9 protein-coding genes are annotated in these 13,172 nt (G+C 43.2%); 2 read left to right on the forward strand and 7 right to left on the reverse strand.

Annotated features, from left to right (window positions below; genetic code table 11):
- Positions 1–118 precede the first annotated feature (118 nt).
- Together ACE3G9_RS07380 and ACE3G9_RS07385 are read left to right on the forward strand one after the other, a co-directional pair.
- A complete protein-coding gene (locus tag ACE3G9_RS07380; RefSeq protein ID WP_417879553.1) occupies positions 119–3,559 on the forward strand; it encodes a hybrid sensor histidine kinase/response regulator in 3,441 nt (1,146 codons plus the stop codon).
- Positions 3,560–3,600: 41 nt separating this feature from the next.
- Positions 3,601–3,852 carry a hypothetical protein gene (locus ACE3G9_RS07385; RefSeq protein WP_237296149.1) on the forward strand — a complete coding sequence of 84 codons (252 nt, stop codon included), beginning with the start codon at positions 3,601–3,603 and terminating at the stop codon, positions 3,850–3,852.
- A gap of 214 nt (positions 3,853–4,066) precedes the next feature.
- Here the strand turns inward: ACE3G9_RS07385 and ACE3G9_RS07390 are convergent, their stop codons facing one another.
- The 7 genes from ACE3G9_RS07390 to ACE3G9_RS07420 form a co-directional block, all read right to left on the reverse strand.
- On the reverse strand, positions 4,067–5,770 hold the full coding sequence (locus tag ACE3G9_RS07390) for a sodium:solute symporter family protein (protein ID WP_449218810.1): 1,704 nt from the start codon (positions 5,768–5,770) through the stop codon (positions 4,067–4,069).
- 11 nt (positions 5,771–5,781) lie between these two features.
- Positions 5,782–6,048, reverse strand: coding sequence for a DUF4212 domain-containing protein (locus tag ACE3G9_RS07395; protein ID WP_417879555.1), 267 nt, complete (start codon positions 6,046–6,048; stop codon positions 5,782–5,784).
- A 267-nt stretch (positions 6,049–6,315) separates the two neighbouring features.
- Entirely contained in the window at positions 6,316–6,942 is a 627-nt protein-coding gene (locus tag ACE3G9_RS07400) for a MarC family protein (RefSeq protein ID WP_417879556.1), read from the reverse strand.
- A gap of 25 nt (positions 6,943–6,967) precedes the next feature.
- A complete protein-coding gene (locus ACE3G9_RS07405) occupies positions 6,968–8,689 on the reverse strand; it encodes a potassium/proton antiporter (RefSeq protein ID WP_449218811.1) in 1,722 nt (573 codons plus the stop codon).
- A gap of 213 nt (positions 8,690–8,902) precedes the next feature.
- The gene (locus ACE3G9_RS07410) at positions 8,903–9,538 is read right to left on the reverse strand and encodes a response regulator transcription factor (protein WP_417879558.1); all 636 of its coding nucleotides are present in this window, start codon (positions 9,536–9,538) and stop codon (positions 8,903–8,905) included.
- 117 nt (positions 9,539–9,655) lie between these two features.
- Positions 9,656–11,542, reverse strand: a complete 1,887-nt coding sequence (locus tag ACE3G9_RS07415; RefSeq protein WP_449218862.1) for a protein-disulfide reductase DsbD — start codon at positions 11,540–11,542, stop codon at positions 9,656–9,658.
- A 206-nt stretch (positions 11,543–11,748) separates the two neighbouring features.
- The gene (locus tag ACE3G9_RS07420; protein WP_449218812.1) at positions 11,749–13,050 is read right to left on the reverse strand and encodes an anaerobic C4-dicarboxylate transporter; all 1,302 of its coding nucleotides are present in this window, start codon (positions 13,048–13,050) and stop codon (positions 11,749–11,751) included.
- Positions 13,051–13,172: the final 122 nt, after the last annotated feature.

The following is a 13,172-nucleotide window of genomic DNA, read 5'->3' on the forward strand; positions in this document are numbered from 1 at the left end:
TGAATTTATTATCCAGTAATTTCGCACTGAGCCCACAAATTAGGCGTAAAGCGATTGAGGGGAAAAGCTCGCCATAGCACAATCGAATCAAGATACATGGATGGTAGATTGAGGCGATATGCAAGGATGGATAGTGATCCCAGTATCACTGGCGTATTTAGGGATACTGTTTTTAATTGCCTGGTATGGTGATAGGCAAAAAAGCTGGTTATTTCGTTGGCGACCTTGGATCTATAGTTTATCTATTGCGGTTTATTGTACCTCTTGGACTTTCTATGGCACGGTCGGTCAAGCTGGTGCAGATATGTGGTCTTTCTTACCGATTTATCTTGCTCCCATTCTTGTGTTTACTCTGGGATGGCGCATTCTCGCGCGTTTAATTCTGATCACCAAACGTGAACATATTACCTCGATTGCCGATTTTATCGCGGCGCGTTATGGTAAATCTCAAGGGTTAGCCATAACCGTCACTTTAATCGCAGTTATTGGTATCTTGCCTTATATCGCGTTGCAATTACGTGGTATTACCATGGGGCTAGGGCTGGTTGCGCCCAATTTAATGCAACAACTTGGCTACCAAGATATGCAGGTGTCATGGTTTGTGGTTGGCGTGTTGGCGGTGTTTACCATGTTGTTTGGTACTCGCCATATCGATAACACTGAGCATCATCGCGGCATTATGATGGCGGTGGGGTTTGAGTCGGTAGTTAAACTGTTGGCCTTTTTAGTGGTTGGCATATTTGTGATGTATCTGATTTATCAAACTCCGGATATCAGCTTAAGCCAACTATCACAACAGTATTACCAAGCACCTAACATTCCCACTTTAGTGATTCACATGCTATTGACGATGGCGGCGATCATTTGTTTGCCGCGTCAGTTCCACACTATCATAGTGGAAAACGACCAAGCGCGTGATCTGCATGTTGCAAGACGCGTCTTTCCTATCTATTTAGTATTGATGGGCTTGTTTGTATTGCCTGTCGCTTGGGCTGGTCAATATTTACTGGGTAGTTCAAGTGCGGATGCTTATGTGATTAATCTGCCGTTATCGGTTGGTGCAGATACCATTGCTTTGCTGGCTTATTTAGGGGGGACTTCTGCTGCCAGTGGCATGGTAATTGTTTCGACTATTGCACTTACCATTATGGTGTCTAATGACCTAGTGTGGCCGATGTTACTGCGCCGAATGAAGTTATCTAAGGCCAAACCTGGACATATTTCAGGCCTATTACTCAATGTACGTCGCGCTTTGATTGCCCTGTTATTAGCGGGAGCATGGGGCTTTTATCAAATACTTGATAGGGTGCCTTCACTTGCAGTGATTGGCTTATTGTCTTTCGCGGCAATCGCACAATTTGCTCCTGCATTACTTGGCGGTTTGTATTGGCGCAAGGGGAATCGTAAAGGTGTGTATGTCGGATTAACTTTCGGCTTTGTGGTATGGCTTGCTACCTTAATGCTGCAAACCAATATGCTGGCGGGGAGCAAAGAAACTAACTTCTTAGTCTGGTTCCTTACCCCTCCTGAATGGCTACAAAGCTTCAATTTACAGTCTTCCGATTGGGGGATGGCGTTGAGCCTTGTGGTGAACAGTTTGGCCTACGTTTTTGTTTCTTTAGTGACGCGTTCGAGTTTAAGTGAACGCCTGCAAGCCGCTTCGTTTGTTGGTACACCATTTCCAGAAAGTGAAGATGTCAGTTTGTATCAAAGTCGAGTCTGTGTGGCAGAATTAGAAATGCTGGCTTCACGCTTTGTTGGTCGCAAGCGAGCACGTAATGCTTTCCAACTTTTTTGGTCACAACAACCAGAAACGTTACTACCTCAACAACAGGCTTCCGCACCATTGATTCGTCACACCGAGCGGGTACTAGCGGGGGTATTTGGTGCATCTTCCGCGCGTTTAGTGCTGACCTCGGCGCTGCAAGGTCGCAATATGCAGTTGGAAGAAGTGGCAGCGATAGTCGATGAAGCCTCCGAGCTGTATGACTTTAGCCGTGGGTTATTGCAAGGGGCGATTGAACACGTTAGCCAAGGTATTGCGGTAGTTGATAAGCAGTTACGACTGGTGGCGTGGAATCAGCGTTATTTGGAGCTATTTGATTTTCCTCCGGGTTTAATTCAAGTCGGGCGACCTATTGCTGATATTATTCGTCATAATTCCCAGCAAGGTTTATGTGGGCCGGGCGATCCTGAAATACATGTTCGCCGTCGGGTTGAGCATTTAGAGCGCGGAACTCAACACACATCTTCTCGAACCCGCGAAGATGGTCAAGTGATTGAAGTACAAGGTAACCCAATGCCTGGTGGCGGCTTTGTCATGAGTTTTTCTGATATCACTGCTTTCCGGCGCGCCGAACAAGCATTAAAAGAAGCGAATGAAACCTTAGAAGACCGAGTACAAGAGCGTACCCACGAGTTAGAAAATCTAAACACCAAACTGGTGAGTGCAACTCAAGATGCACAACAAGCTTCTCAATCCAAAAGCCGACTATTGGCTGCTGTTAGCCATGATTTAATGCAACCGCTCAATGCTGCACGTTTGTTTGCCTCATCGCTCAACGAAACTGCCAGTGATGATAATACTAAGCAATTTTCTGCTCATATCGAAAGTGCTTTAGGGGCGGCGGAAGATTTAATTGGTGATCTGTTGGATATTTCACGTTTAGAGTCCGGTAAAGTGCCGACCGATATTCGCTGTTTTGAATTGCGTGAAGTACTAGACAAGTTGGATGCAGAATTTAGCGTATTAGCGGCAGAGCAAAATGTTGAATTTGAGCGAGTACCGACTCAGTTGATTGTTGAATCCGATCCAAAATTACTCCGTCGAGTACTGCAAAACCTACTGACTAATGCATTTCGTTATAGTCAACAAGAAGGTCGTCGAGGCAAAGTATTACTTGGTGTGCGACGTACGCAGGATGATATTCGTATTGAAGTGTGGGATAACGGCATTGGCATTCCATTGGAAAAACAGAGTGAAATTTTCGATGAATTTACCCGAGTCGATGAAAATCGCGCCGATCAAGGGCTAGGATTAGGTTTAGCCATCGCTCGCGGAATCACTCGGTTGCTGGGACATCACCTAGATCTGCGCTCATGGCCACAACAAGGTACGGTATTTTCTGTGAGTTTGAAGCGCTGCCATCAGTTACCAGTAGAACCTGTGAAAGCCCAAGTTATCGAACATGCTCCACTGGCCAATATTAAAGTACTGTGTGTTGATAATGAACCGGATATCTTGTTAGGCATGAAAACCTTACTTGAACGTTGGGGCTGTGAGGTCCGTACTGCGATCGATCTTAAGCAAAGTATCAGTGCGTTAGAGCACGACTGGAACCCAGAAGTCGTCTTTTCTGACTATCACTTAGATAATGGTCGCACCGGTTTAGAAGTACTGGATGTATTAAGAGATAAAATAGGTGATAGCTTTGCCGGGGTTGTGATCAGTGCTGATCGCTCAGAAGAAGTGAACCGAGCGATAAAAGCGGGTGGTTTTCAATTTTTAACTAAACCAGTTAAACCGTTAAAGTTAAGAGCTGTATTGAATCGGTTATGATGATTGGTTTGTATGAAATGAATAGTAAAAGGATGTAAGTGATGATGGGTGAGTATCAAACTAAGCAAGGTGTGTTGGTCGAAATTTTCCAAGGACAAGTACGTATTGCGATGGGGGGGTTAGTGGTGACAGATAAAGTGGAAAACATCCATGCGATCACCATTAATACTCCAGACGGTGCAGGCAGTTTTTATCTTGCCGTCGATGATTCGAATGCTTTGTTGTTTGTGGAAGATTTAGCTGAGCTTGAAGCCGTTGCGCAAGTGTTGGGGATTGAGGTAGAGAAGGGTTAGTTAGATGGTTAGCTCATTGGAGTATCGTCATTCCTGCCGAGCCTAAGCGAGAGCGGGAATCTACTCACCACGCGCTGTATATAGATCCTCGATGTCGCTTAGGCTCCTCAAGGATGACAGCTATCAATATTAATTAATGCCTTTAAAGCAACCAAAAGCCCGAAGAATATATACGCTTCGGGCTTTGTTTCACTTAGGCTATTTGATTTAAGTTTTAGTGGTTATGAGCTTCACCTGCGCCTTTCGGGAAGCGGATTGACTCAACCATATCTTGTACCTCTCTTGGTACTTCAGCCGTGAACTTGTTCACCACAATTGATACTACGAAGTTCAGACACATACCTAGCGTACCGATACCTTCTGGGCTGATGCCGAAGAACCAGTTGTCAGGTGTGCTTGCCGCAGGGTTTACGAACTTGAAGTAAATGATGTAAGCAGCAGTAAAGGTAATACCTGTCACCATACCGGCAATCGCACCTTCCTTGTTCATCTTCTTATAGAAAATACCTAAGATGATGGCTGGGAAGAAGGATGCTGCTGCTAAGCCGAAGGCAAAGGCTACCACCTGTGCCACAAAGCCTGGTGGATTAATGCCTAAGTAACCAGCACCAATTACCGCTAGTGCTGCGGCCCCTCGAGCAAATAATAGTTCTTGTTTATCGGTCATATTAGGCTTGAGCTCTTTCTTCAGTAAATCATGAGAGATTGAGGTCGATATGACCAATAGTAAGCCTGCTGCTGTCGATAGTGCGGCTGCTAGACCACCCGCTGCTAGTAGTGCTACTACCCAGTTGGGTAATTTGGCCAGCTCTGGAGAAGCCAGTACGATGATGTCACGGTTGATGTTCATCTCATTACGCTCATCGCCAGAGTAGAACATTTTTCCATCGCCATTTTTGTCTTCCCAAGAAACAAGACCAGTGCTTTCCCAGTTGTTATACCAGCTTGGGGCATTTTCAACGGTAACACCTTGTTGATCTGGGCCGTTGATTGTTTCAATCAAGTTTACGCGAGCAAATGATGCGACAGCTGGAGCCGTTGTATAAAGTAGCGAGATGAACAAAAGTGCCCAACCTGCAGAGATTCGAGCATCTTTTACTTTAGGTACAGTAAAGAAACGAATAATTACGTGTGGTAAACCTGCTGTACCCACCATTAATGCAGCGGTAATGAAGAAGATATCGACCGTACTTTTCGAACCATTTACATAGGAGTTAAAGCCTAATTCTTGTGTTAACCCTTCTAAACGATCCATTAGGTATACATCAGAGCCTGAGATTGTTGAACCCATACTGATTTGTGGGAACACATGACCAGTCATCATAATAGAGGTGAATACTGCCGGAACAAGGAAAGCAAAAATCAGTACGCAGAATTGTGCTACCTGAGTATAGGTAATGCCTTTCATGCCGCCTAATACCGCATAGAAGAATACAATCGTCATACCAATGATGATACCTAGGTTAATGTCGACTTCTAAGAAGCGCGCAAAAACTACACCTACACCACGCATTTGGCCTGCCACATAAGTGAACGACACAAAGATGGCACAGAAGATGGCCACTAAGCGTGCGGTACGTGAGTAGTAACGATCACCGATAAAATCAGGGACCGTGAACTTGCCGAATTTACGTAAATAAGGGGCTAAACAAAGTGCTAATAATACGTAACCACCAGTCCAACCCATTAAGTAAACTGAACCATCGTAGCCGGCAAAAGAAATGATACCTGCCATTGAAATGAATGATGCCGCTGACATCCAGTCGGCAGCCGTCGCCATACCATTAGCAACCGGGTGAACTCCACCACCGGCGACATAGAACTCACTGGTTGAACCAGCCCGTGCCCAAATTGCAATGCCGATATACACTGCAAATGTGATACCGACGAGAATAAACGTCCAAATTTGAATATCCATATATTAGCCTCTTAGTCTTCTTGTACACTGTATTTTTTATCAAGCGCATTCATGCGAACGACATACACGAAGATCAACACCACGAAGGTATAAATGGACCCTTGCTGTGCAAACCAAAATCCCAATTTGAATCCTGCAAATTGGATGGTATTAAGTGCATCGACAAATAAAATGCCTGCACAGTAAGACACCACGAACCAAATAGTCAGTAGTGTCGCCATAATGCCTAGATTTTCCTTCCAGTAGGCTTGGGCATGTTTGTCAGATTCAAACGCCATGGCCATTCTCCTTTTGTTTTACTTAATTATTTTCGTCAAAAAATGACAAAACCATTTGTTAATAAAACGTTACACAAGAACAATAGCAGCAGAATTTATCAGGAGCTTTTCAACTTTAGTCGGGCAGGAATAGTGGAAAATTAAGACCTTAGCGGCTTTTTTGTGAGATGGGTTGGAATAATTTAGCCTAGCTCTTGGTTAGGGCTAGGCTAAGGTCTAATAAGGTTAGTCTAAGGTCTAATAAGGAAACGTCAGCGGGAAGCGAGCTTAATTAAAATAGAAGTTTTTCACGCCCAAGAGTAAATTGTTCACCGCAACAGCCGCTAAGATTAACCCCATCACTCGGCTAATAATTGCCGCACCGACATTACCTATAATTTTATGAATGCCTGTCGCGCCAATCAATAAGGCTAACGTTGATAATAATACCAGAACCATAACACCGGCAGTTAAGCTTTGGTCGATAATCGAATTTCTATTGTTGTCAGTTAACAGCACAATCGCCATCATCGCCCCTGGAGACGCAATCGAGGGAATCGCCAATGGATAAACCGCTAAATTTGCCAGATCCGAACGATTAAGATCTTGAGTTAACTTTGCTTCTTGTGCCGGTTTTCCTTCACCAAAAATCATACTTAAAGCGAATAGTAATAAGACTAATCCACCAGCAGCTTGGAAGGCTGGCAATGGAATCTGCATCGCTTCTAGTAAGATCTGCCCCATCACCAAAAAGAATAATAATACACCGGTTGCAATAGCGACGGCTTTTAGGGCAACTAAGCGTTTTTGCTTGGTAGTCAGTCCTTGAGTTTGAGATAGATAAATCGGCACGGTACCAACGGGATCAATGACGGCCCATAATACGACAAATTGAGTAATTAAAACGCTGATCAAGATGGCTCCTTCGTGATATTAAGAGTTAAAGTGACTCTTTTGGGGTGATGACAATTCCGACCGTGGTGATTCGCTGATCAATAATATCTCGAATAAACAATGTGACATTACCAAATTCCTTTGCAGCATCACGAATAGGGATACCATCAAATGATTGCATTAATAATTCATTTAAAGAGAGATGGTGCTCTGCGGGTAAATCGATACCGTAAGAATGGTGTATATCACCTATTTTAGTAAATCCTTTCAAGCATAGTTCATGTTTAGGTAAGCTTTCTATTGGCGTCTCATCTGCGCTCGAACAAATAAGGTCAACAAAATCTCTAACATTAGGCTTCATCATGATAAATAGATGATCCTCTGCCAATATTAATGTGGAACCACGAGGTGGGATGACTTGTTTACCTCTCGTTATCATGGCGACAACGGTGCCATCAGGAAGTGCCATTTGAGATAAACGACGTCCGGCTATCCTTGAGTCTTTTCCGAGTCTATATTTAACAATTTCAGCATCGACGTCACCTAAGGTGGTGATTTCTAATGTTGCTGTGGGGGTTGATGGTGCAGGTTCTGTTAAACCTAATCGTCGAGCCATTAGAGGTAAAGTTGAACCTTGTATGGTAGCCGAAATAAATACGACGAAAAACACCACATTAAAAATTAACCCAGCATCAGGTACCCCATACATCAAAGGGTAAATAGCAAGGATGATGGGTACCGAGCCTCGTAATCCAACCCAAGAAACCAATGTAATTTCTCGTAAGTTGAAACCAAAAGGTTTTAATACCGGTAAAATGGAAATTGGTCTAGCAATTAATATTAAAACCACTGCAATCATTAAGCCTTCAAACCAAACATCGAGTAGTGATGATGGCGTGATAAGTAGTCCTAATATCATAAACATGCAGATTTGGCCCAACCAAGCTAATCCATCATGGAATAAAAAAGTACTGCGTTGGAAGACAAAACGACTATTACCAATTACTACGCCTGTAATGAAAATAGATAAAAATCCACTTCCACCTAAATTTGCACTAATTCCAAATGATAATAAGCCTAGAGCCGCTACCATGACGGGGTACAAGCCGGACGTCGTTAAATTGATATGATTAATTAATCGAACAGATAACCACCCACATGCAAGACCGACAACAGAGCCTATGCCGATTTGTTGGATGAAGAGCATAAGTAAGCCTGTGCCTGGCTCTAATCCATTGACAATTATCTCTAAGAGCCCAACGGTGAGAAAGATCGCCATCGGGTCATTGGTTGCACTTTCTATTTCCAAGGTTGATTTGAGTTTAGGGTTGATATGAATGCCAGCATTTCTTAATAAAGAGAAGACCGCAGCAGCATCCGTTGAACCGACAATAGCACCAATCAATAAGCCATAAATTAAAGGAATATCAAGAATGTAAGCGGCAGCAAAGCCCGTTATTGCAGATGTGAACAAAACTCCGAGCGTGGCTAATAAAGAGGCGGGTTTCCAGACTGATTTAATCGATGCCATCGGAGTGTTTAAGCCACCATCAAACAAGATGACTGCTAACGCTAAGGTACCTAATGAATGGGCGATAAGAGCATTATCAAAATCAATGCCACCGGGACCATCTTCTCCCGCTAGCATGCCAACAATCAGAAACATTACCAATACTGGTAAGCCTAAACGTGCAGAAACCTTGCTTGAGAGGATACCAAAGGCAATTAAAATGGCGGCGAGTAAGATAAGTTGGTCAATTATAAACATGCAAGGCACTCTTTGATTAATGGCGTTAGCATTAAAGTACATCGAGTCGCTAAATTATCTCGATATGTCGCTTAGTCGGGGGTGAATTAGCAGAGGACTGTGAATGAGGGTTCACTTTTTGTTGCTAAAGAGAAAAAAGAAAGCGACCAATAAAATGTATCATATTTTTGCTATTGATACATTTTATTGATCGCGAATAATGGCTTGTAATGATTAATTTTCTGTTTCCAACTGTTGCAACAAGATAACAGCTTGAGTCCGGTTTTTAACGTCTAGCTTACGGAATATGGCGGTCATATGCGCTTTAATCGTCGCTTCTGAGACATTCAATTCATAAGCAATTTGTTTGTTAAGTAAGCCGTCTGACAACATGCCTAATACTTTATATTGTTGAGGGGTTAAGGCGGCCAGTTTTTGGCTGATCTCGTTACAAGCGTCATTGTTTTGAATAAGTCCTTCAGGGAAGAACGGATCACCATTGAGTACTTGGTTGAGCGCGCTGTTCAGTTCGCGCATATCGCTGGATTTTGGAATAAAACCAAACGCGCCGTGGCTTTTTACTTGACTGACGACGCTAGATTCTTCGCTGGCGGAAATCACCACAATCGGTAAATCTGGATATTCAGAACGTAGGTGGATTAACCCTGACATGCCATTTGAGCCGGGCATTTTCAGATCAAGTAATAAAAGATCGGGTTCATCGACTTTCTTAATTAATGCCAGTAACGCATCGAGAGAGTCGGCCTCATGTAAGTTGGCGCCACTCACCGCCATATGAATTGATTGAAATAGGGCGTTACGAAAGAGTGGATGATCATCTGCAATGATAATGTTGTATGTCGAATCCATGACAATAAGTTCACTGTTGAAGTAACAATGCATTCATTATCAACCTGTTTACCCTATCTCTCAACTGAGCAAAGGCAAAAGTCTGAACCATATCCGACTTTTGTCTAGCTTAACGCTCTACAGCAAGTGGTTTTGCTTTAAATGTTGAGAGAAGTTATCTGCATTCATAAAACCAGCAATACGAGCTTGTGGAATATGTTCACCTTGAGCATCCCAAAATTCAATGGTCGGTAGGCCAAGTACCTTCATTTTCTCCATCAAAGCAATATCATCTGGTGTCGCCGCGGTAACATCGGCTTGAATTAAGACAAAATTAGCCAACTCATTAGCGACTTTGGGTGCGTGAAAGGTGTATTTTTCGAACTCTTTACATGCGACACACCAGTCGGCATAGAAATCAAACATCACCGGTTTATTGGCGGCTTTGGCTTGGGCGAGTTGTTGATCTAGTTCGCTTACCGTTGAGATACGGGTAAAGGCGATATCAGTTTGTGATGATTGCGTATGATTTTGTCCTGAGTTAATCACTCCTGCGGTTTGTAAGCCGAAATACGCCGAGAACACTAAGCCCAGAATCGCCACGATTCCAATAAGACTTTGCTGCCAACTCGCTTGCTGCATGCTTTGTTTAACATGGTATAGCCAAGCAAAGCTGATGAGCCCGAGGGTGATCCATAATCCTTGTGTCCAAATTTCTGGCAAGATGCGTTCTAGTAAGAAGATCGGTGCCGCCAGTAGGATAAAGCCAAACAATACCTTTACTCGATTCATCCACTCGCCCGCTTTTGGTAGTAATTTATTACCAAACACCGCGACGATGATCAGTGGAATGCCCATGCCAATTGCTAAGGCATACAGGGCAATTGCACCAGTCAGTAGATCGCCACTTTGCGCCACGTACAATAATGCACCAGAAAGTGGCGCGGTAGTGCAAGGCGAACACACTAAACCGGAGATCACGCCCATAATAAACACCCCAGCTAAATTACCGCCTTGTTGTTTATTGCTTTGTTCATTGAGCCAAGTTTGTAGGCGACTCGGTAGTTGAATGGTGTAGAGGCCAAACATCGACAGTGACAGCAATACAAATATAATACTTAAACTAATTAATACTACAGGTGCTTGCAAGGTGGCTTGGAATTGCACGCCCAAAGAAGCCACTACTAAGCCAAGTAGCATGTAGGTTAGTGCCATGCCTTGTACGTAGATGAAAGATAATTTAAACGCTTTCTTGGCTGTTAAACGACCACCACCAAGTACGATGCCGGTTAAAATTGGGTACATTGGTAGTACACATGGAGTAAAAGCTAAACCAATACCGAGTAGTAAGAATAATAATGGTGTCCACCAGTGTTCTGCCAATTGAGAGGCAATATTGCTGTCTGCAGAATTGGTACTGGTGGTAAGTTGAGTCGCCTGAGTAACTTGAAGCTGGCTTTTTGTTGCCTGGTTACTGTCTGTGATTTGAGAGCTACTGGTTGTTGAGTTAGATGTTGTTGCCTTAGGAGCTTGGCCAGTTTGATCTAGTGGCCCTATTGGATCTAAAGGGACGATGCGCGTTTCTGGTGGATAGCAAAAACCTGTGGTGGCACAACCTTGATATTGGACGATCAGTTCACCGTTATCGGCAACGCTTTTTAATGGTATTTCAACACTGACTGGCTCGGTGAAAATATGCACATTACCAAAAAATTCATCGGAATGAAAAGTCCCTTCTGGGATCTTGGCTTCGCCCATTTCTGCCTTGTTAGCTTGGAAAGAAAAACGCTCACGATACAGGTAGTAGCCCGGTTTGATTTGCCAATCTAGGGTAACCGTGTCGTCTTGTTGAATGAAATTGAATGGGAACGCCTGATCAACAGGTACGAATTGATTGTTGGTACCGGGCGTAGCTGAATTGGTGAAATTGGCTAAAGGCGCCTGTACTGAGTCAAAATTGGCCGCTTGAGCGGTAGTCGTAAAACCAATAAATAAGCTAACGAGCAACGTAAATAAGCAACGAATGGCAGCCATAAAAGTTCAATTTCCGATTTAAAGTGTCAGTATAAAAGAAGGATCTCAGCATCAGACCACACAAAAGTGGTTTTGGTTTCATTGTGCGAGTATATACCCAAGTAACTTCAAGATGCGAGTTTCAGTTAAGGGAAAACCTTAAGTAATAAAAAACGAGCCCGTAGACTCGTTTTTTTGGTGTGATGTTATGGTTTTAATTACAGCAAGAAGCCACCAAATACAAAACCTAGAACCACTGACGTTGCAATAGTGATAACGCCTGGAATCATAAACGGATGGTTAAACACTAGTTTACCAATACGAGTTGAACCTGTGTCATCCATTTCAACCGCCGCTAATAGTGTCGGGTAAGTTGGAAGAACAAATAACGCACTTACTGCTGCAAAAGATGCAATTGCAGTCAATGGTGCAACACCTACTGCTAGAGCAGCAGGCATTAATGCTGTTGTAGTTGCGCCTTGTGAGTATAGCAACATAGAAGCGAAGAACAGCGTAATGGCTAGCATCCATGGGTATTGTTCTAGTAAGTCACCCGCGAAGTGTTTGATTTCAATAATGTGCGCTGATACAAAAGTATCGCCTAGCCACGCTACACCAAGTACACAGATACACGCACTCATACCTGAACGGAAAGTTGGCGCAGAAGCAATGTTAGAAGCGTCGACTTTACATAGCAACACAATCGCGGCCGCTGCGGTTAGCATTAATGCCATGATTGCTTGAGTTAGTACAATATGTGGATGAGTAATCACACCAACTGTTGGTGAAATTAATGTTGCATAGGTTACCACACAAACAATCGCTAGACAGAAAATGTAGACCGATAACTTTGCTGTTCCAGTCGCTTTTTCTCGTTTTTGTTGGCCTTTAAGTTTGATTAACCCTTTTGCCATACGATCTTGATATTCAGGGTCATCTTTTAATTCACAACCTAGGAAGTTCGCTATAAATGCGCCAATCATACAAGCAATAAAGGTGGTTGGAATACAAATCGCTAACAGCGTTAAGTAGCTTACGCCAAATGGTTTTAATAATCCTGAGAAGAAAACTACCGCTGCTGAAATTGGAGACGCCGTAATTGCGATTTGTGAAGCAATAACCGCAATAGAAAGTGGGCGAGATGGACGAACACCTTGTTCTTTCGCGACTTCAGCAATAATTGGTAAGGTAGAGAATGCGGTGTGACCTGTACCGGCAAGTAGCGTCATAAAGTAAGTGACAATCGGAGCGTAAAAAGTAATGCGTTTTGGATTTTTACGTAAAAATTGTTCCGCTAACTGCACTAACCAATCCATACCGCCAGCGATTTGCATCGCGGCAATTGCTGAGATGACCGATGCAATAATTAAAATGACATCAATAGGAATCGCACCTGCATCTAAGCCAAAGATAGTAGTAAGTACAATAACACCGGCACCACCGGCAAAACCAATACCGATACCACCAATCCTCGCCCCGAGGTAGATAAAGAGTAATACAATTAAAAGTTGTAATAACATGTTGTTACCTTTTTTAAAGTCTAAAAAATTAACCTGGGGTGTAGATTTAAAAACACGACAAAAATCCACAATGCACGTTAATTTCCTAATCAAAGTTGAAATAAAGGGAACGTTAAACGTTC

Source organism: Vibrio sp. E150_018 (genome assembly GCF_053544035.1).

What these genes read in the sequence shown, in the direction of transcription:
- ACE3G9_RS07380 (WP_417879553.1), top strand. Translation starts at nt 119, where the DNA reads ATGCAAGGATGGATAGTGATCCCAGTATCACTGGCGTATTTAGGGATA.
- ACE3G9_RS07385 (WP_237296149.1), top strand. Translation starts at nt 3,601, where the DNA reads ATGATGGGTGAGTATCAAACTAAGCAAGGTGTGTTGGTCGAAATTTTC.
- ACE3G9_RS07390 (WP_449218810.1), bottom strand. Translation starts at nt 5,770, where the DNA reads ATGGATATTCAAATTTGGACGTTTATTCTCGTCGGTATCACATTTGCA.
- ACE3G9_RS07395 (WP_417879555.1), bottom strand. Translation starts at nt 6,048, where the DNA reads ATGGCGTTTGAATCTGACAAACATGCCCAAGCCTACTGGAAGGAAAAT.
- ACE3G9_RS07405 (WP_449218811.1), bottom strand. Translation starts at nt 8,689, where the DNA reads ATGTTTATAATTGACCAACTTATCTTACTCGCCGCCATTTTAATTGCC.
- ACE3G9_RS07410 (WP_417879558.1), bottom strand. Translation starts at nt 9,538, where the DNA reads ATGGATTCGACATACAACATTATCATTGCAGATGATCATCCACTCTTT.
- ACE3G9_RS07420 (WP_449218812.1), bottom strand. Translation starts at nt 13,050, where the DNA reads ATGTTATTACAACTTTTAATTGTATTACTCTTTATCTACCTCGGGGCG.